This is a genomic window from Nocardia aurantiaca (assembly GCF_009708175.1).
Taxonomy (GTDB): Bacteria; Actinomycetota; Actinomycetes; order Mycobacteriales; family Mycobacteriaceae; genus Nocardia; species Nocardia aurantiaca.
On the sequence record NZ_WMBB01000003.1, the window covers coordinates 217363 to 243909 of the forward strand.

The 26547-nt window shown below is 68.3% G+C and carries 19 protein-coding genes and 1 tRNA gene; 14 read left to right on the forward strand and 6 right to left on the reverse strand.

Going from position 1 to position 26547, the window contains the following annotated elements:
- Window position 1: 1 nt before the first annotated feature.
- From GLP40_RS34725 to GLP40_RS07230, 7 genes are read left to right on the forward strand one after another with little or no spacing between them, the layout of a single operon-like run.
- Window positions 2–1435: a cytochrome P450 gene (locus GLP40_RS34725; RefSeq protein WP_154787055.1), complete on the forward strand. Its 1434-nt coding sequence runs from the start codon at window positions 2–4 to the stop codon at window positions 1433–1435.
- The gene (locus GLP40_RS07205) at window positions 1432–2790 is read left to right on the forward strand and encodes a phthiocerol/phthiodiolone dimycocerosyl transferase family protein (RefSeq protein WP_196054562.1); all 1359 of its coding nucleotides are present in this window, start codon (window positions 1432–1434) and stop codon (window positions 2788–2790) included. Before GLP40_RS34725 ends, GLP40_RS07205 begins: the two co-directional genes overlap by 4 nt.
- Window positions 2783–9865: an amino acid adenylation domain-containing protein gene (locus GLP40_RS07210; protein ID WP_196054563.1), complete on the forward strand. Its 7083-nt coding sequence runs from the start codon at window positions 2783–2785 to the stop codon at window positions 9863–9865. The genes GLP40_RS07205 and GLP40_RS07210 overlap by 8 nt, the downstream gene beginning before the upstream one ends.
- Complete coding sequence (locus GLP40_RS07215) at window positions 9862–10107, forward strand: acyl carrier protein (protein WP_230329322.1); 246 nt, start codon at window positions 9862–9864, stop codon at window positions 10105–10107. Before GLP40_RS07210 ends, GLP40_RS07215 begins: the two co-directional genes overlap by 4 nt.
- Window positions 10104–11309 (forward strand): acyl-CoA dehydrogenase family protein, encoded by a 1206-nt coding sequence (locus tag GLP40_RS07220; protein WP_154787058.1) that lies wholly within the window; start codon window positions 10104–10106, stop codon window positions 11307–11309. Before GLP40_RS07215 ends, GLP40_RS07220 begins: the two co-directional genes overlap by 4 nt.
- Window positions 11310–11319: 10 nt before the next feature.
- Window positions 11320–12969, forward strand: coding sequence for a long-chain-fatty-acid--CoA ligase (locus tag GLP40_RS07225; RefSeq protein WP_154787059.1), 1650 nt, complete (start codon window positions 11320–11322; stop codon window positions 12967–12969).
- Between the two features lie 9 nt (window positions 12970–12978).
- Window positions 12979–14136 carry an FAD-dependent oxidoreductase gene (locus tag GLP40_RS07230; RefSeq protein ID WP_154787060.1) on the forward strand — a complete coding sequence of 386 codons (1158 nt, stop codon included), beginning with the start codon at window positions 12979–12981 and terminating at the stop codon, window positions 14134–14136.
- Here GLP40_RS07230 and GLP40_RS07235 read toward each other — a convergent pair.
- Window positions 14097–15152, reverse strand: a complete 1056-nt coding sequence (locus tag GLP40_RS07235) for an AfsR/SARP family transcriptional regulator (protein ID WP_154787061.1) — start codon at window positions 15150–15152, stop codon at window positions 14097–14099. The two genes, GLP40_RS07230 and GLP40_RS07235, sit on opposite strands and share 40 nt — an antisense overlap.
- Before the next feature lie 230 nt (window positions 15153–15382).
- Between GLP40_RS07235 and GLP40_RS07240 the strand changes: the two genes are divergently transcribed.
- From GLP40_RS07240 to GLP40_RS07255, 4 genes are read left to right on the forward strand one after another with little or no spacing between them, the layout of a single operon-like run.
- Window positions 15383–15946, forward strand: a complete 564-nt coding sequence (locus GLP40_RS07240) for a TetR/AcrR family transcriptional regulator (RefSeq protein ID WP_196054564.1) — start codon at window positions 15383–15385, stop codon at window positions 15944–15946.
- 60 nt (window positions 15947–16006) lie between these two features.
- Window positions 16007–17407 carry a cytochrome P450 gene (locus tag GLP40_RS07245; protein WP_154787063.1) on the forward strand — a complete coding sequence of 467 codons (1401 nt, stop codon included), beginning with the start codon at window positions 16007–16009 and terminating at the stop codon, window positions 17405–17407.
- Window positions 17404–18417: a terpene synthase family protein gene (locus tag GLP40_RS07250; RefSeq protein ID WP_154787064.1), complete on the forward strand. Its 1014-nt coding sequence runs from the start codon at window positions 17404–17406 to the stop codon at window positions 18415–18417. Before GLP40_RS07245 ends, GLP40_RS07250 begins: the two co-directional genes overlap by 4 nt.
- Window positions 18414–19466, forward strand: coding sequence for a polyprenyl synthetase family protein (locus tag GLP40_RS07255; RefSeq protein WP_154787065.1), 1053 nt, complete (start codon window positions 18414–18416; stop codon window positions 19464–19466). The genes GLP40_RS07250 and GLP40_RS07255 overlap by 4 nt, the downstream gene beginning before the upstream one ends.
- Before the next feature lie 245 nt (window positions 19467–19711).
- On the opposite strand, the gene GLP40_RS07260 is transcribed toward GLP40_RS07255, so the two are convergent.
- Window positions 19712–19784: transfer RNA gene (locus GLP40_RS07260), tRNA-Ala, on the reverse strand.
- A 129-nt stretch (window positions 19785–19913) separates the two neighbouring features.
- Between GLP40_RS07260 and GLP40_RS07265 the strand changes: the two genes are divergently transcribed.
- Both GLP40_RS07265 and GLP40_RS07270 read left to right on the forward strand, forming a co-directional pair.
- Entirely contained in the window at window positions 19914–21806 is a 1893-nt protein-coding gene (locus GLP40_RS07265; RefSeq protein WP_154787066.1) for a DUF222 domain-containing protein, read from the forward strand.
- A 206-nt stretch (window positions 21807–22012) separates the two neighbouring features.
- Window positions 22013–22333, forward strand: a complete 321-nt coding sequence (locus tag GLP40_RS07270) for a hypothetical protein (protein ID WP_154787067.1) — start codon at window positions 22013–22015, stop codon at window positions 22331–22333.
- A 16-nt stretch (window positions 22334–22349) separates the two neighbouring features.
- On the opposite strand, the gene GLP40_RS07275 is transcribed toward GLP40_RS07270, so the two are convergent.
- Window positions 22350–23087 carry a DsbA family protein gene (locus tag GLP40_RS07275; RefSeq protein ID WP_328289818.1) on the reverse strand — a complete coding sequence of 246 codons (738 nt, stop codon included), beginning with the start codon at window positions 23085–23087 and terminating at the stop codon, window positions 22350–22352.
- Between GLP40_RS07275 and GLP40_RS33645 the strand changes: the two genes are divergently transcribed.
- Window positions 23080–23259, forward strand: a complete 180-nt coding sequence (locus tag GLP40_RS33645; protein ID WP_230329323.1) for a hypothetical protein — start codon at window positions 23080–23082, stop codon at window positions 23257–23259. The genes GLP40_RS07275 and GLP40_RS33645 overlap by 8 nt on opposite strands.
- On the opposite strand, the gene GLP40_RS07280 is transcribed toward GLP40_RS33645, so the two are convergent.
- From GLP40_RS07280 to crcB, 3 genes are read right to left on the reverse strand one after another with little or no spacing between them, the layout of a single operon-like run.
- Window positions 23246–24466, reverse strand: a complete 1221-nt coding sequence (locus tag GLP40_RS07280) for an MFS transporter (RefSeq protein ID WP_328289819.1) — start codon at window positions 24464–24466, stop codon at window positions 23246–23248. The two genes, GLP40_RS33645 and GLP40_RS07280, sit on opposite strands and share 14 nt — an antisense overlap.
- 37 nt (window positions 24467–24503) lie before the next feature.
- Window positions 24504–26144 carry a phosphoglucomutase (alpha-D-glucose-1,6-bisphosphate-dependent) gene (gene pgm / locus GLP40_RS07285; protein ID WP_154787069.1) on the reverse strand — a complete coding sequence of 547 codons (1641 nt, stop codon included), beginning with the start codon at window positions 26142–26144 and terminating at the stop codon, window positions 24504–24506.
- 47 nt (window positions 26145–26191) lie between these two features.
- Window positions 26192–26539, reverse strand: coding sequence for a fluoride efflux transporter CrcB (crcB, locus tag GLP40_RS07290; protein WP_328289885.1), 348 nt, complete (start codon window positions 26537–26539; stop codon window positions 26192–26194).
- Between the last annotated feature and the right edge of the window lie 8 nt (window positions 26540–26547).

A 26547-nucleotide genomic window follows, 5' to 3' on the forward strand; every position in this document is an offset into this window, starting at 1 on the left:
CGTGACGACCCGATCCGTTGCCGGCATCTCCCACGGGTATCTCTCCGAAATCCCCCATCGCGATTCATTCGATCGCCTGCTCGCCCGTATGCCCTGGCGCCCCGCGATATTGGCCGAGCCGCCGTCCGCCAGCGACCTCGCACCGGTCCCGGGTGCGCGGGGAGTGCCGATCCTCGGAATGCTTCCGGCGTTCGTGCGATACGGCCCGGCGCTGCAACTGGCCATGTATCGACGCTTCGGGCCGGTGTCGTGGTTCGGCGGCTTGGGCGTCGAACTCGTGACAGCCGCGGGCGGCGACGCCGCGCACGCTGTGCTGACCAACCGGGACAAGGCGTTCGAGACCGGCTGGGACCTGCTGGACCCGCTCTTCCTGGGCGGGCTGACCCGGATGGACGGCGACGAGCACCGCCGCCACCGCCGAATGAACCAGGCGGCGTTCACCGAGTCCGCGATCACCGGGTACCTCCGGCCGATGACGCGCGCGATCGCCGCCGAGATCACCGGCTGGCCGGCCGATCGTCCGCTGTCCATGCGCGACGCGAGCCGGGCGTTATCCGCCGCCGTGTCGTCGGAAGCTTTTCTGGCACAACCCGCTTCGGCGGGCGGACAGGCAACTATGGCGGCGATCCAGCGGTTCGTCGACGCCCAGACGGCCGTGCTGCGCTTGCCGATTCCGGGCCTCACGTGGTGGTCCGGTCTGCGGGCCCGCCGCCATCTGCTCGAGGTGTTCCGGCGGGCGATACCGGCGGCCCGCCGCCGCGACGGCGACGATTTCCTGTCGGTGCTGAGCCGCGCGACCGACGACGACGGCGTCGTATTCACCGACGACGAGCTCGCGATGCACCTGCTGCACACGCTGTTCGCTTCGCACGATACGACCGGGTCCGCATTGACGGCGGCGGTCTACTTCCTCGGCAAACACCCTGAGTGGCAGGACCGCTGTCGCGCGGAGACGCTCGCGCTGGACGCGCCCGCGCTGGACGCGCCCGCGCTGAAACGGCTGGAGCTGCTGGATCGGGTCATCCGCGAGAGCATCCGCCTGGTCGTGCCGTCACCGGCGCAGCTGCGCCGCACGGTCACCGACACCGCCCTGGTGGGGCACTTCATTCCAGCGGGCACGCTGGTCGCGGTATCGCCGCTGGTCAATCACATGATGCCCGAGTACTGGACGAACCCGGGCCACTTCGATCCCGATCGGTTCTCCCCACAGCGACGGGAGGACCGCCGTCACCGTGCGGCCTGGATCCCGTTCGGGGGCGGGCACCACAAATGCATCGGCATGGATTTCGGACTGTTGAAAGTGGCGGCGGCCCTGGACGCGATGCTGCGCACCTTCGACTGGGAACTGCCCGCCGATTACGAGATGTCCTGGTCCTACACCGAACTCGGCCCCATCGACGGACTGCCGGTGACATTGCGACGGCGGTCCCGATGAGCCGCCTGTCGTGCCCGCCGTCCGACATCGACCGTCCGCTGAGCCACTCCGAACGCTGGTACTGGATCCTGGACGCGATCTCACCGCTGAACGTGGTCGCCTGGGTGACCGTCGCGGGCCGCGTGACGCCGGAGCAGCTCAGCGCCGCCGCCGCGGCGGCCGTCGCCGAACATCCGCTGCTGCGGGTCGGCATCGCGGCCGATACCGAGGGCACCAACCCACGCTTCGTCCCGCTCGCCGAGCCTGCGCTGCCGATCCGGACCGTGGCGGCCGACCCCTGCGACACCACCGCCGCGACTCGCGAAGTCGATGCCGTCGAACTGTGCGCCCCGATCCCCGCCTCGGGAACACTCGCCAGGCTGGTGGACGTCGTCAAAGCCGCTGGGACGCCGCATGAATCGCATGAACTGATCCTGACGATGTCGCACGTGATCTGCGACGGCACCTCGATCCTGACGTTGCTGCGGCGGATTCTCGAGTACGCGACCGCCACAGCCGCGTCGCCGGGATCTCGCCCGCCGGGACCCGCTGTCGACGATCGGCTCCCGGCCCGCACCCGGGGCACGGCGCGAATCACCGCATCCATGCTGGCCGACCAACTGATCGCGGCCGGCGCGCGTCCGGTGCGCATGCCAGCCGAAGTCCCGGTCCCGCCCGGTGACCGGCGTACCCGCTTGCTCACCCGCGAGATCTGCGGTGCGGACCTGGCGGCCGTGACGTCGGCTTGCCGGGAGCGCGGGGTCACCGTGCACGGCGCGCTCACCGCGGCGCTGGCGACCGCGGTGGCCCGGGAGATGACGCCCGGACGCACCGTGCGGGTACCCGTCGGATCGCCGATCGACTTCCGATCCGAGATGGCAGTCGACGATGGAGAACTCGGAAGCTTCGTCGCCACAGTCCCCACCCACCCGAGAGTGGGGGCCGATATCGATTTCTGGGATACCGCGCGCACCGTCATCCGTAATCTGAACCGCCGCAGAAGATTCCATCAGCACTTGACCGCGATAGCCGGCCTGCGGCTGCTGTGCCCGGATTCGGTGGACCGCAGCGGCCGGGTCGTGGACCTGATCAATACCAGGGGACCGTGGAATGTGTGCCTCACCAATGTCGGCCGCCACGGGTTTCCGGACCGCATGGGCGAATGGCGTTTGTCGGGAGCGCAATTCGCCGCAGGGATCTCCTGCATCGGCCACCTGGTCAGCGCCGTCAACACCAGTCACGGTGTGCTGCGGTGGAATTCGACCTACGTCGAAGGTCTGATGTCGCCCGCGCGCGCCGATCGGATAGTCGACGACGCTCTCGCCATGCTGCTGACGCGGGCCCGCCCCCACCATGAGGAGCACGCACATGACTGAAGTCGACCAGCGACCCGATGCTCGGGACCGGATGGAACGGGGCGTCGAATACATCGGATTGACCGGCTACCAGCAGGATGTGGTGGCGGTCGGCGCACGGTATCCGGACCTGGCGGTCGTACAGGGCGCGCTGCACCTGCGTTTTCCCGGCACCGCCGACATCGAGCGCCTGCGTGAATGCGTCGAACGAGCGCAGTGGCGCCACGACGCGCTGCGTCTGCGATTCGCGCAGCACGACGGCGAGTTCGTCCAGTGGGCGGCCGACACCGTGGCTCCGCTCGAGGTGGTGAACTGCGACCGGCCCGGCGATTCGACGCGGTGGCCGCGACACGCCACCGCCACGCCGCTGCACCCGGACGGTCCGCTGGTGCGGTTCGCCGTGCTGACCGCCGATGACGAGTGGGGCCTGTACTACCAGTATCACCACGCGGTCTCCGACGGGTGGGCGGCGAATCTGCTCCTGGCCCAGGTGTGTTCGGAATACTACGGCGCACCCCTCGGCACCGACCCCGCGCCCAGCTACCTCGACTTCGCGCAGCGCTGGTCCGAGTACCGCGATTCGGCGCGGTGGGCCGCTGATCACGCGGCGCTGTGGGACCGGGTGTCCGGGCTCGAACCGGCCCTGTTCACCCGATCGGGCACACTGCGCGAGCGCCGCCGCCACCGGCACAGTCTGCGCCTCGAGCGAGCCGACGTGGACCGGATCCGCGCCACCGGTCACACCGTCGTCACCGTTGTCGCCGCGGCGGTCGCGGGGTATCTGCGCCGGGTGCACCGCGACGGCGACATCGTGCTCGGCATCGCGCTGCTGAACCGGCGGACACGCGAGGAGTTGCGCATGATCGGCGATCTGGGCAACATCCTGCCGCTGCACATCCCGGTCGACGAGTCGTCACCGCTGTCGCGGGTGTGCGATCGAGTCGCCACGGAAGTTCTGGAACTGCAACGGCAACAACGGTATCCGTTCGGCGCGCTGACGGCCGCCGTGCGGGCCGAAACCGGCACGACGCCGATGTTGTTCGACGTCACATTGTCCTACAACAGGATTCAGCCCGGCGAGCTCGATTCGATCCCGCATGAGGAAGCCGTTCTGTCCACCGGCTATTCACTGGACGCGGTCAATATCGTCGTTCGCGACTACGCCGGTGCCGGGCATCTGGACGTCGATCTGTTCTACGCCGAGGACGTCTTCGACGACGGTTTCCGAATCGAGGCCGCCGCGGCTCACGTGTTGCGTCTGGCCGACGCGTCACTCACCGCGCCCGAGCAGCCACTCGGCGCGGTGGAGATCATGTCCGAGTCCGAACGAACCCGGTTGGCATCGTTCGAGGGGCCGAACCCGGTCGCCTTCGACGAGAGGACCACGCTCGACCGGCTGCTGGCCGGGCAAGCGGCGGCGACACCCGCCGTCCCCGCCCTGCGCTGGACGGAATCCGAGGGTTCGCTCGCGGAATGGACCTACGCAGACTTCGCCGCACGGGTCCGCGCCCTCGCCGCCCGGCTGCGGGCGCGCGGGGTGCGCGCGCAGGAGTTTGTGCCGGTGCTGCTGCCGCGATCGGCCGAGTTGCTCGTCGCCGTGCACGGCGTGCTCGCCGCGGGCGCGGCCTACGTTCCGGTCGATCCGCGCCTGCCTCGAGCCCGCATCGCCACGATCCTCTCCGACTGCGGTGCGCGTTTCGCGGTGGGACACCCCGGCCTCGCCTCCGCGACGCCGGGTGTCGAACTGATCGACTGCGACGCCGAGGAATTCGCGTTCGCCGTCGAATCGACTGCGCGGCCAACGGATTTGGCGTACATGATCTACACCTCGGGCTCCACCGGAACCCCGAAGGGAGCGATGATCGAGCATCGTTCGGTGGTCAACCGGCTGGCGTGGATGCAGCGGCGGTATCCGCTCACCCCCGACGACGTCATCCTGCACAAGACTCCGGCGAGTTTCGACGTCTCGGTGTGGGAGCTGCTGTGGTGGGCACAGGTGGGCGCGAGCGTCGCCCTGCTGCCCGACGGCGCCGAACGCGATCCGCGCGCGATCCTGCAGACCGTCGAACGACATCACGTCACGGTCGTGCACTTCGTGCCGTCGATGCTCGGACCGTTCCTGACCGAGCTCGAATCCACGGCCTCGGTGCCCACCTCCCTGCGCCTGGTGTTCTGCAGCGGTGAGGCATTGGCCCCCGCGCTGGTCCGCCGCTTCGGCGACCTGTGCGCGGCGGCCGGGCGCGAGGACATCCTGCTGGTGAACCTGTACGGGCCGACCGAAGCCACCGTGGACGTGTCCTGGTACGACATCCCCGCGGACGCCGCCCGCACGCTGCGGCGGGTCCCCATCGGCCGGCCCATCGACAATATCGCCCTGACGGTGTTGTCGGCCGACGGACACCGGTGCCCGGTCGGCGTGTCGGGTGAGCTGAACATCGCAGGAGTCGGGGTCGGCCGCGGGTACCACAATCGGCCCGAACTGACCGCCGCCGCGTTCGTCGCCGATCCCGCCGCTCCGGACGGGAGGCGTTATCGCACCGGCGATCTGGCGCGCTGGCTGCCCGACGGCACCCTGGAGTATCTGGGGCGGATCGACGATCAGGTCAAGGTGCGCGGCAACCGCGTGACGCTCGGTGAGGTGACCAATCATTTGGCCGATTGCGCGGGCGTGGAGACCTGCGTGGTGGTCGACGAACAGCGCGACGGGACCGGTGCCCTCGTGGCGTATTACACCGGTCCGGCGACGGCGGTGCAGGCGGCCGAGTTCCTGGCCGGGCGTCTACCGGCGTACATGGTGCCTTCGGAGTTCGTCCCGCTGTCCGCTATCCCCTTGACCCGCAACGGCAAAGCCGATCGCCGCGCACTGCGCCGATTGCGCCGGGAGCGAGCCCTCACACTCGGCGCGGACACCGCACCACCCTGTGGCGAGATCGAACTCGCGCTCGCCGAGGCATGGCAAGAGGTGCTGGGTGGCGAAACACCGGGCAGGCACGACGACTTCTTCACCGTCGGCGGCGATTCCATCCTCGCGCTCGCCCTGCGCACCGCCGCCGAGCGCCGGGGCGTGCGGCTCGATATCGACGTGCTCTTCGCCAAGCCGACGATCGCCGATCTGGCGACCACGATCGGCGTGGCGGACGGGCCCGGCGTGCCGGAACCGTTCGCGCTGGTTCCGCTGCTCGATCGAGCGTCGCTGGTCGGCGCGGAGGATGCGTTCCCGGCCGGAGCGCTCGCGCTGGGCATGCTGTTCCACAGCGTGGAACGCGCCGATTCGGCTCAGTACCACGATGTCTTCCGCTACCGGTTGGCGATGCCGTGGCGAGAGGACGACTTTCGAAACGCCTATGCGCGGTTGGTGGCGCGGCACCCGGCGCTGCGGTCGACCTTCGATCTCACCGGCCGCTCGATCCCGCTGCAAGTAGTGCACCGGGACACACCATTGGACCTGGAGGTCGAGGCCAATGATGACGCGGACTCCGTCTTCGCCCGGATGCGCGGCGCCCGTTACGATTTCGCCGTCGCGCCATTGCACCGGATGCGAGTCTGTGTGCGGCCCGGCGAGGTGGAGCTGGTGTTCGCCTTCCACCACGCGATTCTCGACGGCTGGAGCGTGGCGGGCCTGATCGCGGAGCTGGTCGCCGACTATCTGAACGCCCGCCCCGTCCTCGATCGCTACTCGAGCTCCGTTCTCGCCGAACATATTCGAGCCGAGCAGGCGGCGTGCAACACCCCTGCGGCACGGCAGTTCTGGATGGATGAACTAACCGGGGCCCCGCCTACGCGCCTCGAGTCGAGCCGGGCGTACGAACCACCCGAACCGATCGACGCCGCCACGACGGTCGCACTCGTACCCGCGTGGCTGCAGGAATGTGCCACCGATGTGGCCCGCCGTCGTCACGTACCGGTGCGGGCGGTGCTGCTGGCGGCGCACTGCCTCACACTGCGAGATCTGGCCGGAATCGACGAGGTGACCACGGGTGTCGTCACCCATACCAGGCCCGGTCTGGCAGGCGCGGACAGCTGTGCGGGGCTGTTCCTGAACACGGTCCCGTTGCGGCTGCCGCCCACCGCCGGCTCGTGGTTCGACACCGTCGACGAGGTGGTCCGTCGGGAGCGGCGTCAGCATCGGCACCGGCGCTACCCGATGCGGTCGATGATCGCCGACCACGGTGGGCCGATCTTCGACGCCGTCTTCAATTACGTCGACTATCGAAGGGTCGCTGGGCAATTCGACACGGGGGCCGTCGAGTTGCGCGACTTCGCCGCTCACGAGGAGACGAACTTCGCGCTGCTGGTCTCGGCGCTGGTGGACCCGCGCGACGGCAGCCTGGCACTGCATCTCGCCAGTGCCCGCGGGTCGCTGACCCGATCGCAGCGGGAGCGTTATGCGCGCCGATTCGTGGCGATCCTGACCGCGATGGTCCGAACGCCGGACGCGCCCGCCGATCCGGCAGTCGCCGTCGGCGACGTGACCGCGGCCGTGGAATCGATCGGTTGTGTACGACCGGATCACCCTGCCCTCCTCGAGACCGATGGACAGTCGCTGTGGAGCTATCGCACGCTCACCACGACCGCGGATCGGGTGGCCCGCAATCTCATCCGAGCCGGTGTGCGGCGCGGATCCCGAGTGGCGGTGCAGATGGACCGTGGCGCCGAACTGATCGCCGTGGTGCTCGGCGTACTGCGCGCGGGAGCGGCGGTCGTCCCGGTGGACCCGGCCTATCCGCGGGCCCGGCGGGAGGTCGTGCTAGCTGTCGCGCGGCCCCGCCTGGTGATTACCGACGAGGTGACCGAGTCGGTCGAGGGATTCGACATGCTGGACCCGGTACGCGTATTGGCGGCGACACCGCCCGGACCGCCGTCACCGCTGCCCCGGATCCGGCCGGGCGACATCGCGTACGTGCTGTTCACCTCGGGGTCGACCGGTGAGCCGAAGGGCGTGGCGATGCCGCATCGCGGTCTCGCGAACCTGATCGAGTGGCAGAATCGCCGGCCCAGCGGAGCGGTCGGCCAGGTCACCGCGCAGTTCGCGCCGATCGGCTTCGATGTGGCCTTCCAAGAGATCTTCGCCACGCTGGTCGGCGGGGGCACCCTGCGACTGCTGTCGGAGCGGCACCGCCGCGACCCCGTCGCACTGCTGGCGGCCGTCCGGGAATCCGGTGTGCGGCGGTTGTTCCTGCCCTTCGTGGCCTTGCAGGCGCTGGCCGAGGCGGCCACCGCCACCGGCGCCTATCCCGATGGCCTGACCGCGCTGATCTCCTCCGGCGAGCAATTGCGGATCACCGAGGAGATCCGGTCACTGTGCGCGGCCGCGCCCGGCCTGGTGCTGGAGAACCAATACGGCCCCACCGAAACGCACGTCGCCGTGGCCGAGCCGATGACCGTTGCGGCACAGGAACTTCCGCGACTTCCTGTCATCGGCACGCCGGTCGCGAACACCGGTGTGCAGTTGCTGGACCCGCTGCTGCGCCCGGTCCGGCCGGGCATGGTCGGCGAGATCTACGTGACCGGTGACTGCCTGGCACAAGGTTTTGAGCGCCGGCCGCGGCTGACCGCCCAGCGCTTTGTCGCCGACGAGGGCGGCGGCATCCGGTACCGCACCGGCGATCTCGGCGTCGAACTGCCCGATGGCCGCGTGCGCTGGCTGGGCCGCGACGACACCCAGGTGAAGGTGCGCGGTTTCCGAGTCGAGTGCGCCGAGGTGGAGAACGCGATGCGTGCGCTGCCCTCGGGTTCGGCGGTGCGCGAGGTCGCCGTCATCGCGCTGCCGCAGCGCGGAACCGACTCCCTGCTGGCGGCCTTCCTGGCCGGTGATCCCGATCAGGTGCGGCCGGAGGAGGTGCTGGGTCAGTTGCGCGGCGTACTGCCCGCGCACCTGGTGCCCACGCGGGCCTACCGACTGGACTCGCTGCCGAGAACGCCGAGCGGGAAACGTGACGACGCGGCACTGCGCGCGATGGCCTCCCCTGAGAGCACCGCCGCGCCCGACGGGTTGGGTCGCGCCCCGGCCGACGCCGAGGAGCGAGCCATGGCCGCGATCCTGGCCGAATGCGCCGGTACCGGTGAATTCGCCGCCGACACCGACTTTTTCGACGTCGGCGGAACATCGATCGGGGCGGTGCGGGTGATGCTCACCGTGGCGAAGCGGTGGAGCGTCCACATCCCGCTCGAAACGTTCGCCGCCGCGCCCACGGCGGCCGCTCTGGCCGCGCTCGTGCGTTCGGGCGACGCCGCCGCGGTGTACGACCCGTTGGTTCCGCTGCGCACGGGCGGATCGGGCGCACCGCTGTTCCTGATCCATCCGATCGGCGGGTCGGTGCTGTGCTACCTGGACCTCGCCCGCCTGCTGCCCACGGACCGACCGGTATACGGATTGCGCGCCGCGGGCACCGATCCGGGGACCGAGCCGGTGACCACGGTCGAGGGGCTGGCCGCCGCGTATCTGGCGGCGATCCGCCGCATCCAGCCGGAGGGTCCGTATCTGCTGGCCGGCTGGTCCTTCGGCGGCCACGTCGCCTTCGAGATGGCTCGGCAACTGCCCGCGGATTGCGAGGCGCGCGTCGTCCTGCTCGACACCATGAAGCTGGCGGAGAATGCCGCCGCTCCGATCAGCGAGCGCGACCGGATCGCATGGTTCTTCGGTGAGCTGCTCTGGCACGCGGACGGGAACCTGACCGAGCTCGAACTGCCCGCGGCCACCGACGAGGAGCTGTTCGAGGCCCTGCTGGCACATACCATCGCGGCCGGAATCATTTCCGAACACGGTGCGGCGCAATTGATCCGACGGCTGTACGCGGTGTTCTGCGCGAACTTCGACGCGATGGTCGGCTACCGGCCCGCTGCGCTGGACCGCGATCTGGTGCTGATGCGCGCGCACGGCGAGATGCCCGCGGCGCTGGCTGCCGTGCACCGGCAGACCGGCAGCAGTTACCACGATCCGGCGAACGGCTGGCGGCCGCTGGCCCGCGAGGCCTTCGAGGTGATCGAAATCCCCGGTGACCACCTGTCGATGATGCGGCCGCCGCACGTCGCCGAGGTGGCCACACTGCTCGACCACGCACTCGACCGGGTGCCGATGAAAGGACAACACCGATGAACCGGGACATTCGCGCGGAACTGACACGGATGCTGAGTGAGGAGATGTCGATCGCGCCGGAACGGGTACACGACGACGCCGGCCTGATCGCGGACCTCGGATTCGATTCGATCGCCTTCACCATGGGCGTGGTGGCCATCGAGGAACGGCTCGGAGTCGTCGTCAGCACCGAACGACTGCTCGGCTGCCGGACCTTCGGCGACATCGTCGCGATCGTCGAGGCCGCGGGAATCCCGGCATGACCCGGCCCGGTACGGCCGAGCCGCTGTCGGCGCTGGCCTCGACACCGCAGCAGCGCGCCTTCGCCGAGGCACTCGACGCGGCCTTCGACGAGAAGACGCAGATGCTGGCCGACGAGGCCGAAACGGCGCGGGCATTCCCCCGCCGGATCGTGGAGATCCTGGCGAAGTCCGGCGTGTTCGACATGAAATGGAATGGCACGCAGCGGCATTCACCAGCACATGGCGAGCTGTACCACCTGCTGGCATTAGCCGAGCGGCTCGGGCGGCTGGGCTCGGCCGGCGTCGCGGCCGGGGTGAGCCTGCACGATTCCTCGATCGCCATCCTGCGCCGCTTCGGCCGCTCGGACTACCTCACGCGGCTCGCCGACGACGCGGTCGCGGGACGCACACTGTTGTGCATCGGTGCGACGGAGAACGGCGGCGGATCGGATCTGCAGGGCGTGACGTCCACCGCCACCGCCGAGAAGGGCGGCTATCGACTGGTGGGGCACAAGAAATTCCTGTCCCTGTCGCCGGTCGCCGACGCCGCGATCCTGGTTGTCCGGGTGCCCGGGAACACCCCCGGTTCCGGACTCGGCGATCTGGCGCTCTTCGCCGTGCCGATCGAGCGGCTCGAGGTGGGCCCGATCTACGCGAAGGTCGGTGCGCACGGCTTCGTCACCGCGCCCATCACCGTCGACACCTGGCTGCCCGCGGATCACCTGATCGCCCGTCCCGGCACCGGAATGGCCGCGCTCACCTGGGGGATCAGCCATGAGCGGCTGTCCATCGCGGGCCAGGTGCTCGGCGCGTGCGACAACGCGCTCGGGCTTACCGTGGCGAGAATGAAGCGCCGGCGGCAATTCGGCGTGCCGCTGCTCGAGCATCAGGCGCTGCGCCTGCGCGTCGCCGACTTGGACGCGCGAGTCGGCGTGCTGCGGTGGGCATTACGCGGTCTGGCGCTCAGCGGTGCGCGCCCCGACGCCCGCACCGCGGCCGCCATGAAGGTCACCGCGGCCCGGCTCGGATCCGAGGTGCTCTCCGAGTGCATGCACATCTTCGGCGGCACCGGCTATCTCACCGAGCAGTCGCCGCTGGGGCAGTGGTGGTGCGACATGAAGCTCGCTCGAGTCGGCGGCGGCACCGACGAAGTGCTGTGGGAATTGGTCGCGGCGGGCCTGGTTCCCGACCACGACCGCTACGACCGGCTGATCCACGAGTGAGTGACGACAGATGAGCAGATTCACCGACGACCTGCTGCGGCCGTCCGCCACGACCGGCCTGGTGTGCGGCGACCCCGATCGGCTACAGCGGGTGCCCTGGAACGAGATCCACGACGCCGCCCGCCGTGCCGCGGGCGGCATGGCGGAACGCGGAGTGATCCCGAACTCGGCCGTGGCCGTCCTGGCCGGTGATCCGAGCGAGGTCGCACGGGTCGCGCAAGCGTGCTGGATGCGCGGGGCCTCGGTCACCATGCTGCATCCGCCCACGCCCCGCACCGATCTCGCGGAGTGGGCGCGGGCCACCGGCCGAGTGCTGAAAATGATCGAAGCGAGCCTGCTCGTCATCGGCGAGCCCTATCCGGAAGAACTGGCGAATGCCGTTGTGGGAGTGCGGATCACGACGGTTTCCGAACTCGCCGACGCCGCGGCGATCGAACCGGTGCACCCGGATGAGGACACGGTCGCGCTGCTGCAGCTGACCGCGGGCTCCACCGGCGCGCCGAAGGCGGTGGCCATCACCCATCGCAATCTCTACGCGGGCACGGCCGCCATCACCGACGCCTTCGAACTCCGGGCCGAACGGGATGTCGCCGTGATGTGGCTGCCGCTGTACCACGACATGGGCATGATCAGCTTGGTGACGCTCATGCAGCACGGCGTGCCCGCGGTCTTCGTCACGCCCCAGGACTTCCTGCGCCGACCGCTGCTGCTGCTGGAGCTGATCAGCACCTACCGTGGAACGGTCACCACCGGTCCCGACTTCTCCTACGCCATCCTGTCGCGACGCCTGCGCGCAGCGCCCGACGGGGTCTACGACCTGTCGAGCCTGCGAGTCGTCGTCAACGGCGCGGAACCCATCGACCCGGAGGTCATCGACGAGTTCATCACGCAGGCCGCGCGATTCGGGATGTCGGCGTCGACGATCACGCCCGCTTACGGAATGGCGGAGGCCACCCTGCTGGTGTCACTGTCACGCGGCAGCGGAACGCTCGTCGACACAATCGATCCGGCAGCGGTCGAACATCGCGCGATCGCCGAACCCGCGTCCTCCGGTCGGCGTCTGGTGCGGCTCGGAAGTCCGTACGCCGCAATGGAATTACGCATCGTCGATGCCGCCGGAGCCATCCTGCCCGCGCGCGCGGTCGGTGAGATCCGGATTCGCGGCGCGGCCGTCACCGACTACTACCTCACCTCGGAAGGCAGGGTCCCGGCCCGCGACGTCGACGGCTGGCTGGCCACCGGGGATCTCGGCTACCGCACCGAGGACGGCGACCTGGTCGTCTGCGGTCGCGCCAAGGAGATCATCATCATCGCCGGACGCAATATCTACCCCACCGACATCGAGCGGATCTGCGCCGCGGTGCCCGGCGTGCGCGCTGGCAACGTCGTCGCGGTACGGATCGGGACCGCCACGGGCAGTGAGGGTTTCGTCATCATCGCCGAATCCATCCGGGCCGGATCCGAGCCGACCGACGAAGCGCTCCTCGCCGAGCTGCGCGCCGACATCGCCACCGCGGTACAGCACCGCCTGGGTGTCACGCCACGTTGGGTCGAGGTGGTACCGCCCGGCACGCTGCCCAAGACCCCCTCGGGCAAGCTGCGCAGGTCCGCCGCGGCGGACCTGCTGGGCACTAACCCCGCGCTAACCGCCGGACGATAGCGTCGCGCCATGTCCCGAGCACTTCGTGTCATCGTCGCCGGCGCCGGTATCGCAGGCCTGTCCACCGCGGCCGCTCTGCACCGCCACGGAATCGAGGTCGAGATCCTCGAATCCCGCACGGAGCTACGGGCATCCGGCTCGGGAATCGGCGTGGCCTGCAACGCGGTCGCGGCGCTCGCGGCGCTCGGCGTCGATGTGATGGCGGCGGGCATGGGCCGGCCGATGGACTATTTCGTGCTCCGGACCGCGCACGGCAAGCCGATCCGCACGGTGGACTACCGCGACATCGCCGCGGAAATCGGACATCCACTGGTGAACATGCATCGCGGCGAACTGCTTTCGGGTCTGCGCGCGGCGGCGCCCGAGGTACCCATCCGATTCGGCGCGGAGGTGAAGGGCTTCGACATCACCGCGCACGGTGTTCGTGTGACCTGCACGGACGGGTACGCCGCCGAGGCAGACGCACTGGTGGGCGCGGACGGCATCCGATCGGCGGTGCGGGCCCAGCTGGCCGGGCCCGCACCGGTCACCGACCACGGCTACGTCTGCTGGCTGGCCACCGCCGCGTTCGAGCACGAGAACCTCCACCCGGGCGCCGCGACCCACTATTGGGGCGCGGGCCGGCGTTTCGGCTTCGCCGATCTCGGTGCGGGACAAGTCTATTGGTGGGGTACACGCAATGTGGCGGGCCGGGCCGCCGACTGGTCGGGAGGGAAAGCCGACATCCTCGACAGCTACCGCGGCTGGGCGCCCGAGATCGGCGCGGTCATCGCGCGCACACCGGCCGACGCCATCATCACCGTGCCCGCGCAGGACCGCCCCTTCCTGCCGGCTTGGGGCCGCGGTCCGGTCACACTGATCGGTGACGCCGCCCACCCGATGCTGACGAGCCTGAGCCAGGGCGGCAGCTCGGCGATCGAGGACGCCTGCGTCCTCGCCCGTCATCTGCGCCGGGACGGCGCCGTCACCACCGCGCTGCGCGACTACGAGGATGCGCGCCGGGCTCGGACCCGGACCCTCGTGGCGGCGTCGCGACGACTCAGCAGGCTCGAGCAGCTGGCCAACCCTGTCGCGGTTCGCCTGCGCGAGTTGGCTTTCCGATACGCTCCAGACGGTGTCATCCGCGGTCAGACGATCGAGCCCATGCGGTTCGAGATGCCGTCGTGAACCCGGTGGCCGGTGCGGCCGGGCCTGACCCCCTCCACGAATTCCCGGCTGAGCACGCGACGCCGCAGCGACCGCGTGTCACGGTCGGGGTCGACTTCGAACTGCTCACGCAGGCGTTGCGCGCACAGGGCGTACCACTGTTCCGCCTGCTGCAGCTCGCCGCGCCGGGCGTGAATCATCATCAATCGGCGAAACGCGGCCTCGTTCACGGGATCGATGGTCAGCGTGCGCCGACACGCGTCGGCCGCGTCGGCGAGTTCGCCCGCCTCGAGCGCGTACTCGGCCAGCGCGTCCAAGGTGCCCAAGATCATCGAGCGCAGCCAATGGCGGTGCTCGATCACCCAGCTGTCCGATCCTCCGCTGAGGAACTCGCCCGAATACAGGGCGGCAGCACGCCGATACAGATCCAGCGCCTCCCCGTGCAGGCCCCGCGCCGCGGCCTCGCGAGCGGCCTTCGTACACCGCTCGAACTCGTGGGAGTCGACGACCACGTCATCGCTCGCGTCCATGATGTAGCCGAAATCCCGGAACTCGACGCGGAGGTGCCCACGATCGGTTCCCAGGTCGTTGTCCAGCGTTCTGCGCAAGGCGTGCACCGCCACTTTCAACGAGGTGCTGGGCCCCTCGATGTCCGGCCACAACAGCTCTCGCAACCGCTCCTTGCCCACGACGATATTCCGGTTGACGAGCAGCACTCCGAACAGCGATCGAGCCTTGCTCGCGCGCCACCGAACACAACTCTCGCCGGGGATCGTAATAGCGAACTCACCCAATAGTCTGACATGCACCGACCGTTCACCGGATGCCTTCATTGACACTCCTTGCATCATGCGAGAATCGACGACAAGTCCAAATACATTTCTCCACACGACAATTCGCATATGCCTGTCGATATCGATGGCAATTGCGTCGCGATACCAGAGATCACGAAAATTTGTAGTTCGTTGCGTAGCAACCGATCTCAAGCCCCGTTTTTCGTTGGCGGTTATGTTTGCACGCTCAACAGGCCTGCGCAAGTGGACGTTTCACGATCCGCCTGCCAACTAACCTTTCGAAACACACAGTAATGTTCTTGTCGCGCCGCTACCTGGCGGATCGGGCGAGAAATCACGTCCGGTTCATGTTTGCCGCCGCGGGCAGATCCGGCGGAACCGACGTACCGCCCGACCGGATGCGCGGATGCCGCCGTCGCGCCGTCTGCGATCATGACCCGGTGTCTGAGCTAGGACGCCTTCGACGCACACCCGTGCAGTCACGCAGCAGAGAACGAGTCGAGCGCATCCTCGACGCCACAAGGGAACTCGTGGACGAGCACGGGATGGATGCGGTGACGACCCGCGGGATCGCCGAGCGCGCCGCCGTGCCCATCGCCACGCTCTACCAGTTCTTCGCCAACCGGGAGGCGGTGTTCCGGCAGCTGCTGGACCGCGACATGGAACAGATCGACCGGCGGGTCGCGGCGGAGATCGAGACCCTGCGGGCGGACGACATCGCCCACGCGATCACCGTGTTCGCGACCGTGCACCGCACACACTTCCTGCGGCATCTCGAATTCGTGGCACTCTACTTCGCCTTCGGCGACAGCAAGCTGGTCCGCACCCATCAGCGACGGTGCGCACAGTCATTCGGCCACCTGCTGCTGACATCGGGGGTGATGCCCGCGCACACCGATCCCCGAGTGTTCGGTGTCGCGATCGCGATCGCCGAAGGCACCATCGAACACGCCTACCGGGACATCCCTCGCAACGAGTGGGTCGTCAGCCAAGGGCGGCTGGTACTGCAGCTCTATCTCGAAAGCCAGTGCGGCTGAGGGCCGATGGCGCCACCGACCCCTAACCCGGTTCTAACCGCCCCCGGCTAGCGTCGCGCCATGTCCAGTCAGCGCATGATCAGCGTCCGATCCGCCCCCCTGCGGCCGCTCCCCCGCTTGGGCCGCCCGGACGGGCTGGACAACGGACTCGCCCTGCGCCGCGACCAATTGGACTTCCTGTCCCGCGGGCTCGAGCGCCACGGCGACGTCTTCGAATTCCGGCTGCTGGGTCTTCCGATGGTTCTGGTCAACCACCCCGACTACATCAGGCACATCCTGGTGGACAACAGCGCCGGCTACGACAAGAACGCGGTCTTGTTCAAGATCGTGCGCCCGGTGCTGCGCAAGGGCCTGATCGCGAATGCCGATCACGAACTGTGGCTGCGGCAACGACGCATGATCGCGCCGCACCTGACGCCTCGCGCCATCCGCGACCTGGCCGGGAACATGACCGCGGAAACTATGCGCATGCTGGAACGCTGGGACGGCTCCGATGCGCCGATTCTCGATATCACCGATCAGATCGGCCAGCTCGCACTGCGCATCGTGAACCGGTCGTTGTTCAGCGCCGACGTCGACGCCACCGCCCTGGCATTCGAACGCGCCTTCGGTGAGGCCAATACCATCTTGGGATCGTTCTTCCGCTTTCCGTTCCCTCCACTGTCCGTGCCCACGCGCAGCCATCGGCGTCTGCGCCGCGCGATCGCCGAGATGGACGAATTCGTCTCGGGATTCATCAAAGCGCGCATCGAACCGCCGAGTTCATCGGACAACACCGATCTGCTGACGCTGCTGATGAACTCGGTCGACGAAACCGACGGCCGGGGAATGGATGTCGAGCAACTCCATCACGAAGTCCTCAATATCTGCATCGGCGCTTACGAGACCACCACGAACACGTTGTCCTGGGCCTTCTATCTCCTGGCCCGGCATCCCGATGCGGAGCGACGGCTACACGACGAGGTGGACCGGGTCATCGGCGACCGAATTCCCGATATCGACGACATCCCGCGACTTCCCTATACACGGATGGTCGTGGACGAAACGCTTCGGATCTACTCTCCGGCATACCAATTCATGCGACGTGCACGTCGGGAAGACGAGCTGGGCGGATATCGTCTGAGAAAAGGATCCAACGTTCTGATCAATAGCTATCTGCTGCATCGACATCCGGATTTCTGGGATGACCCCGAGCGGTTCGATCCCGAAAGATTCACGCCAGAAAACACCACGGCCCGCCCCAAGCATGCCTACATCCCCTTCGGCAGCGGGCACCGGGTATGCGTCGGCAAACACTTCGCCCTGACCGAACTGGTGCTGGTACTGGCCACCGTGGCGAGCAGGTACCGGCTGCGGCTGCCGGACGGCGCGGCGCCGATAACTCCCGAAGCGCTCATCACGCTGCACCCCAAGGGCGGCGTCCATTTGCGACCGCAACGACGGAAGGCACGCGCACGATGAGAACCGGCGCGCTCGGGACCGCCTTCGGTCGCTTCCCCAGCCAGCTCAACCCGAACCTCGACCAGGCGCGCGAACACCTGCTGGCGTGGGTGGACCGCTTCGATCTGATCCATTCGCACCGCGCCAGAGCGAAATTCAGCGCGGCCGACTTCGGACACTTCGTGGCACTGGTCCATCCGCATGCCGACCGGCGCGGCCTCGAACTGGCCGCCGATTGGTTCGCCTGGCTGTTCCTGGTCGACGACGAACTCGACGACGGGGCGATCGGCAGAACGCCCGTGGCGGCCGCGGCGCTGGCGCATGGGGTTCGCGGGGTCCTGCGCGGCGGCGGGAACGGAGACCGTGGAGACGCGAATCAGGCTCTGCTGGCGGCGCTTTCCGATCTGTGGGATCGAACTGCCGCACACGGCTCGGCGGCCTGGCGTGCGCGATTCGTCGACCATCTGGAGCAGTGCCTGCACACCGCCGCGTTCTGGGAGGCCGGAAACCGGATCGCCGGCATCGTCCCGGACAAGGACACTTACGTCCACCGCCGTCGGCACACCGGGGCGATCTACGTCTGCATGGATCTGATCGAGACCTTCGGGGGTTTCGAGGTGCCCCCGGCACGGTATCGCGATGCCGACTTCTCCGGCGCCCTCGATGCCGCCTGCGATGTGGTGTGCTGGACCAATGACGTCTATTCGCTGGAGAAGGAACGATCCTTCGGCGAAGTCCACAATCTCGTCTTCATCGTCGGACATCACGAGAAGCTGAGCGAGGCCGAAGCGGTGTCGCGTGTCTGCGCTGAAATAGACACGCGCACAGAGCAGTACCTCGCCTTCGAGAAGAAGCTGCTCACCCGATCGGGGCCGGACCACGATCCCATCGGCTGCTGCCTCGAGGGCATGCGCACGTGGATGCGCGGAAACTTCGATTGGTCGAGCAGGACGGCGAGATACGGCCACGCGCCGGCGTTCTCGACATCCATGGCCGATCCCGCAAGCGACCGCCGGGAGCATGACCTGTGAGCAATCCCGAACCCCACATCGCCACGGCACGAGAAGTCCTCCATCGAGCCTGGCAGTTGACCGAACCCGAGTTGCGGAAGTCGGTGAACCAGCTGGAGGATCCCCTACGAACCGTCGCGGCTTATCATTTCGGCTGGTCCGACAAGTTCGGCAGGCCGACCGGCACCGGTTCGGGCAAAGGCGTGCGTGGTGCCCTGGCGATCGCGAGCGCCGTCGCGGCCGGCGGCGAGGACAGCGATGGGGTGCCCGCCGCGGTCATCGTCGAACTGGTCCACAACTTCTCGCTGTTGCACGACGACATCATGGACGACGACCTGCGGCGACGCGGTCGTCCCAGTGCGTGGGTGGTATTCGGCAGGGCGCAGGCGATTCTCACCGGCGACGCCCTGTTGTCCCTCGCCTTCGAAGTGGCCGCCGATCGATCGCGCGTCCGGCACGCGGTCGCGGCAGATCTGTCCGCGGCCCTGCTGGACGTGGTCAACGGCCAATCGGCGGACATGCAGTTCGAGAATCGCATGGACATCGGTCTCGAGCAGTGGGAGTCCATGGCGAGCGGCAAGTCGGGTGCACTGTTCGGGCTCGCCTGCGTGCTCGGAGGCAGAGCGGCGTCGGCGGACGGACGCCGCATCGAGGCATTGCGCAATGTCGGTCGCCACCTCGGGCTGGCCTTCCAACTGGTCGACGACGTACTCGGACTGGTCGGCGATCCCGACCGTCTCGGAAAGACCGTCGGCGGCGACATCCTCAGACGAAAGAAGTCCGCCCCGATCGTCCGAGCCCTGCACAGCGACCCCCGGCTCGCGACCATCCTGACCACCGCGTACACCCGGTCACATCCCCCTTCGAGCCGGGAAGCCGCGGACATCGTCGCCCTTGTCGAGCAGTCGGGAGTTCTCGACTGGGCCCGCACCGAAGCCGACCGATTCCGTTGCGCCGCAATGACCGAACTCGACACCGTCTCGACCGACCCACAGGCGCGCCGAGCACTCGAGGCGATTGCCGACGCGGTGCTGCGCTGGGACCAACTGTCTCGGCGTAACCCGATCTGACACCGCCCTCATCCGACCGTATCGCCGGGACCTTCTGAACCATTCGTCACCCGCAACGTCGCAGATGTGATGCCCACGGGTGTCACATCTGCTCAACCCATTCACCCAGCCGCAGACCGAACGACGCGCCGCTCGACCGCGAAATCCATCAGGGGAACTCACAATTCGCGCTTCCAGGACGTGCATGTCATTGGTCCGGACAAACGAGTCAGGCCCGGCGCTTCGCCGGGCCTGACTCGTTGAAGTGGAGCTAAGGGGACTCGAACCCCTGACCCCCACACTGCCAGTGTGGTGCGCTACCAGCTGCGCCATAGCCCCGTGTTCACTTCTGCGCCAGCGGGGCGTTGCCCTGCTTGCTTGAACGAAGTTACACGACCGGTGTCGAACAAACCAAATCGCCTGGATAGAGGCTGGCGGTGGCGATCTTCCGGAGGTAGTCTCGAACGCATGTTCGATAGCCGAGAGGTGGAGGCGATGGGCGACGAAGGGCTGATCGACGCGCTGCGGCGGGCACACGGGGCGGCGGCGTTCGCGCAGGCGGCGGAAATCACAGCGGTGCGGGAGGTGTATCGCCGGCATCGGGCCGGGAATGCCGCGCCGGGGGCGGGCGGAGTGCGTGCTGGGGAATTCGCCGCGGCGGAGATCGCCGTGGCGGTGCACGTGTCGGAGGCGGTGGCGGCGGCGCTCATCGATATCGGATTGGCGCTGGATTCCCTACCACGGACCAAGCACGCCTTCGCGGACGGGCGGATCGACCTGCCGCGGGTGCAGGTGATCGCGGACAGTCTGCGCGGCCTGCCGCACGAGGTGCGAGAAGTGTTGGAGCCCAAGCTCATCGAGGCGGCATTACGCTCGGATCCGGCCCGATTACGTCAAACCGCGCAGCGCTGGGTCACGCGCCTGGATCCCGGGGGTGAGACCCGCCGCCGCGAGGAACGTGAGCAGGACCGCGATGTCCGCATTCGCGCGGTGCAGGACGGCATGGCCGTCTTCGACGGCCTCTTGCCCGCCGCCGGGGCCCAGGCGCTCGCCATGCGCTTGCGTGAAATGAGCCTGCAGGTGTGTGAATCCGATCCCCGCACCATGTCACAGCGCCGGGCCGACGCGCTGATCGCGCTCGCCGACGGCTCCGGCCGACTGCGGTGCGGCTGCGGCCGGGGTCTCGACTGCCCGCAGGCCGATGCCCCCACCACGCCGCGCCGCCCGCTCATCCAGGTCGGGGTCTCGGCCGAAACACTGCTCGGTCTGCGCGATGATCCGGCCTTTCTGTCCGGATACGGACCCGTCGACGCCGCGCTCGCCCGCACACTCGCCGAACACGCGCGCTTCCAGGTCATCCCGGAGTACTTCCCGAGCGACGCCGTCTCCGGGACCCGGGAGGCCGGGAACGTGACAGCGGAGCCCGCCGACCCTGCCCCGCAGGACGCGCGGGCAACGGCGCAGGCCACCCTGGACGCCTCGCCGAGGACCACTTCTACCGCAGGGCACATCGCCGCGGATGGAAACACGTCAGGCGCTGCGGATTCGGCGGGTGCTGCGAGTAACACGAATTCAGCGGGTGGCGCGGATTCGGCGGGAGCCGCGGGTTTGACGGGTGCCCCGAAGACTCCACGCCCGCGGCGAAAACGCGCACCGGCCGTTGCACCCGAAGCGCCCTGGGAACGAGCGCTTGCCACTGACAGCCGTGCAGGACAGGGCGCATCCGAGTCCACGCCGGGCGTGGATCGCGGCCGGCTCATTCCCGTCTCCGCCTCGGCGCAATCCGCCGCCGAACAGGCTCCCGCACCGGCTGAGCCACAACCCAGATGCGCAAAAGTCGTAGCGGTGCGGCCCTTCTCGGGCGCTCCGGCCCGCGAGGTGCGCGCCATCGACGGGCTGTGCCGCTTCCCCGGCTGCACCATGCCCGCCGCGGAAACCTCCCTGGTGCAGTTCGCCTCGCTGCCCAACGACCCCGCACCCCAGCCGAACACCGCCTACCGCGCCGTGCTGTGCACACACCACCACCGCCTGAAGCTCTTGGCGGACAAGGGAAAACACCCTTGGCGGGTCTATCTCGCCGACACTGACCGCATGCGCTGGATCGACCCGAGCGGTGAATCCCACGAGACGGTCCGCGAGGGCGCCCGCTATCTGTTCCCGCACACCGACATTGACGCCCCAAGGCGTCCACCCCAGCTTCGCGCGGTCCCCGACTCCACCGAAACCCCCGCGCCCGGAGGTCCTTTCAAGGCGGACCTGGCATATCCAATGGAGAACCACATCCTCATCCACCCCCAGTTGTCCCGCACCACCGCCGACAATGACATCCCCGAATCCCCGACCCGAGCCGTAACCCGCTGAACTTCGAGGTCTGCCCCGAACCCAGGGGCCGGGCAGCCAGCCCGGCCTCCTCCCCGGGGTGCGGCTCACCTCTCCGTTCCCCCGATGGGCCGCACCCCACCCATTCCACCCTTGTGATGGTGCACAGGGAGATCCGAACTCCAGTGCACCACCACATGTTCTCGCAGATCACCGCATGTTTTCGCGGACCACTGCATGCTGGTCGCATGAACGACCATGAACCGAGCGCGCAAGCCGACCCGCGGGATCCACTGCTGTTGGAGCAGCGGCGGCAGCTACTGCAGGATCGGCTGCGGACCCTCCGCGCGGACCTGACAGACCTGACCGCTGCCTACCGCGATCTCCCCTACTCCGGTCTGCTGCTCGACACTCCGGGCACCGGCGCACTCACCACCCCGGCCTACTGCGTCGCCGGCGCCACGGAGGTATTCGACGAGGCCCTCATCGAACTCGATGCCGCCAATGACGCGCTGGGCCGGGCAGCCGCCTACACGGGTCGCCTGCGTCGGCCCGTCCTCGATGCCTGAAGCCTTACCGCCCAGTCTATTTCGCGGCGTCGAGGACCCAGTTCTCGTTGTTCACGTCGACCTTCTTGCCGTCGATGAAGACCGACGGGGTGGCGGCGCGATTGTTGAGGGCGTCGTTGAGGGCCTTCAGTGCCGCTTCGGCGTGGGCGCGACCGGTGTCGGCGCGGTCGCCGGAGGTGATGCACTTGGCGACGTCGTCGTCGGCGCCCGCCTCCTTGGCGATGGCGGCCAGTTCCTTGTTGTCGTGGTCGGGGCCGCCTTCGGAGGGCTGCTCGGTGGTGAACAGCAGCGAGTGGTACTTCGAGTAGACCGGGCCGTCACCGGCCTGGGCGACACACTCGTTGGCGGCGACAGCCCGGGTGGAGTAATCCTTGCTCCGCGACTGCGGGTCGAGGAAGTTCACCAGGCGGTACCGCACCGCGATCTTGCCGAGGTCGACCTGCTGAGCGATCTCCTGCCCATAGATCTTCTCCAGCTGCCCACACGCCGGGCACAGCGGATCCTCGTAGATGTCGATGGTTTTCGCATTGGGTTTGCCCAGCACGATGGCTCCATCGGAGTCCAGCGCCACCGACACCCCGCGATCGTGCACCGGCCCGTACCCGTCGTTGCGCACCTTGTCCCCGCCGCCGCGATTCCACAGGTAGACGGCCGCCACGATCACCGCGACCACGACAACGGCCAGACCGGCCAGCGCGTAGGTGGTCTTGCTCGAGACCGGCCGCGGTGTGTGATTCGAAGTCGGTTTGCTCACCCGCAACACTCTGCCCGACGCTCCCACCCGAGCAACACCCACCCCGCCGCCCGAGATCGACGCGCACCGCTTCTTCCACCCGGCATGCGAACTCGACGACGCGGCCGCCATCGTCCTGCCCGAACCGTCGGATCCGATGGACCGCTGGCTGAGCGGCCCTAGCCGGCGGTGACAGGTTCCTTATGGCGCAGAGTTTCCGGGACGACCAGCCAGATCGCGGAGGCCGAGGCCAGCAGCAGGGCAGTGACGCCCAGGGCTACACCGTAGGAGACCCGGTCGGCGAGCATGCCGATCGCGTAGGGGCCGAGGAAGGTGCCGAGGTCGGCGGACATCTGGTAGCCCGCCAGGACCGGGCCGCCGCGGGTCCCGGGGCCGATGATGTCCGCGACCGCCGCCTGGAGGGCGGGAGTGAACATGCCGGAGCCGATGCCCGCCACGCATGAGGCGACCAAGAGCCATACGAGCGTGGGGGCCAGTCCGATGCCCGCCGTGCCGACTGCGCACACCAGCGTGCCCGCGATGAGGAAGGGCTTGCGGCCCAGGGTGTCCGACCAGCGGCCGGAGAGGAACAGGACCGAGGCGTTGCCGAGGGCGAAGGCGGTCAGCGCCACGCCCGCGAGCGCGGCGTCCTGCTTCAACACCTCGACGACGATCAGCGGCACCAGCGCCATGCGCACACCGAAAACGGCTGCGCCATTGCCGAAGTTGGCCCACAGCGCGGCCCGGTACGCGGGCCGGCTCAGCCCCTCGCGGAGGGTCATCACAGGCGCGCCATTCGACTTTTCCGGCAGCGCCAGCGGGGAATCCCGCAGCGCCGCGTAGACGATGAGGCTGGCGATCAGCAGCGCCACGCAGTAGATGACGAACGGCGCGCGCAGGCCCAGGAAGGACAGCGCACCGCCGACCAGCGGCCCGCTGATGGAACCGATGAGGAAGCTCGTGGAGTACACCCCCGAAACCCGCCCTCGCTCGGCGGGCGGCGACATGCGAATGACCAGCCCCAGCGAAGACACCGTGAACATGGTCGACCCGATGCCGCCCAGCGACCGCAGCACCAGCAACTGCCAATAACTCTGCGCCAGCGCGCAAGCACCGGTCGACACCGCGACGATCAGCAGCCCGGTCAGATAGACCGGCCGCTCCCCCAGCCTCTGCAACAACCGCCCCGCCATCGGCGCGAAGATCAACCGCATCAACGCGAATGCGCTCACGATGAACGAGGCCGCCGCGACGCCCACATGGAAACTCCGCGCGAACTGCGGCAACGCCGGCGCCACCAACCCGAACCCGATCGCGATCGTGAACGCCGACCCCACCAGCACCCAGATCTCCACCGGCAGCCGATGCCGCCCGCCCACCGACACCTCACTCACCGACACGCGCCGAACCGTTCATCAGCAACCTGACCGAGCCGCGCTACTCACCCGCGAGGGCGTGTCCGACGATCTCCTCGGCCGCGGCCTGGACCTGTGCCAGATGCTCAGGCCCCTGGAAGGACTCGGCGTAGATCTTGTACTTGTCCTCGGTGCCCGAAGGACGCGCGGCGAACCAGGCGTTCTCGGTGGTGACCTTGACGCCTCCGAGGGCTGCGCCATTGCCGCGGGCGCGGGTCTGAATGCCGGTGATGGGTTCGCCGGCGATTTCGGTCGCGGTGATCATGTCCGGCGTCAACACCGCGAGGCGGGTCTTCTGTTCCGGGGTGGCGGTGGCGTCGATACGGGCGTAGGCCGGTGAGCCGTAGCGCTTTTCGAGTTCGGTGTAGCGGGTCGACGGACTCTGCCCGGTGACGGCGGTGATCTCCGCGGCCAGCAGGGCGAGCAGGATGCCGTCCTTGTCGGTGGTCCACACGGTGCCGTCCATGCGCAGGAACGACGCCCCCGCCGATTCCTCTCCGCCGAAAGCCAGGCTGCCGCTGAACAATCCGGGCACGAACCATTTGAACCCGACCGGCACCTCGTACACGTCGCGCCCCAGCACCCCGACCACCCGGTCGATCATGGAGGACGTCACCACCGTCTTGCCGATCTTGGTCAGCGCGTCCCACCCCATCCGGTTGGCGATCATGTATTCGATGGCTACCGCCAGGTAGTGGTTCGGATTCATCAGTCCCGCATCGGGAGTCACGATCCCGTGCCGGTCCGCGTCCGCGTCGTTGCCCGTGGAGATGTCGTAGTCGTCGCGAATCGCCACCAGCGAGGCCATGGCGTACCGGGAGGACGGATCCATCCGGATGCGCCCGTCGGAGTCCAGCGTCATGAACCGCCAGGTCGGATCGACGAACGGATTCACCACCTCGAGCTCGAGGTCGTACCGCTGCCCGATCTCCTCCCAATAGTCCACCGATGCCCCGCCCATGGGGTCAGCGCCCAGCCGGATCCCGGCGCCGCGAATGGCGTCCAGATTCAGCACATTGGGTAGGTCCGAGATGTAGCGGTCCAGATAGTCGTAGCGCTCCACATTGGTGGCCAGGGCCTGCGCCAGCGAGGTGCGCTTGACGTCGGCGAGTCCGGTGCGCAGCAGCTCGTTGGCGCGCGCGGCGATGGCGTCGGTGGCGATGGTGTCGGCCGGGCCGCCATGCGGCGGGTTGTATTTGAGCCCGCCGTCGCGCGGCGGATTGTGCGAGGGCGTCACCACGATGCCGTCGGCCTGATGCCGGGTCCCGCCCCGATTGTGCCGCAGCACGGCGTGACTCAAAGCCGGTGTGGGCGTGTACCTGTCGCGGGAGTCGATGACGGCGGTGACGTCATTGGCGGCCAGCACCTCGAGCGCGGTGGTCCAGGCGGGCTCGGACAACGCGTGCGTGTCACGGGCTAGGTATACCGGCCCGGTAATGCCGCGCGAGGCACGGTATTCCACGATCGACTGGGTGATGGCAAGGATGTGCGCCTCGTTGAACGCGCAGTCCAGGCTCGACCCGCGATGACCGGACGTGCCGAAGGACACCAGCTGCGCGGGATCCGACGGATCCGGAATCCGGCTGTAGTAGGCCGTCACCACATGCGCGATGTCCTCGAGGTCCGTGGCCCGGGCCGGTCGTCCGGCTCGATCGTGGGCCATGCTCGCACCTCCTTTCCGTATCGCCTGCGCCCGGCTGGTCATGAGAATCACGGCCACACCCACTGCCCGAGGAAGGCACCGAGGTAGGCCGCGGCCAGACTTGCGCCGACGCCGATCACGACGTTCGCCACCGCATAGCTGTAAGCGCCCTCCTCGGCCAATCGAACCGTTTCGTACCCGAACGTACTGAACGTGGTCAGCGCGCCGCAGAACCCAGTTCCCACGGCAGCGAGGAGCCAATGGTTTGCTCCCGCACCGATCAACACGCCCAGCACAGCCGAACCGCCCACGTTCACCGCCAGTGTGCCCAGGGGGAGAACACTATCGAATCGATGGGCCAACGCGCGATCCGCCAGATACCGGGCAGGCGCTCCGAAGATCGCGCCGAGGATCACCAGCAACG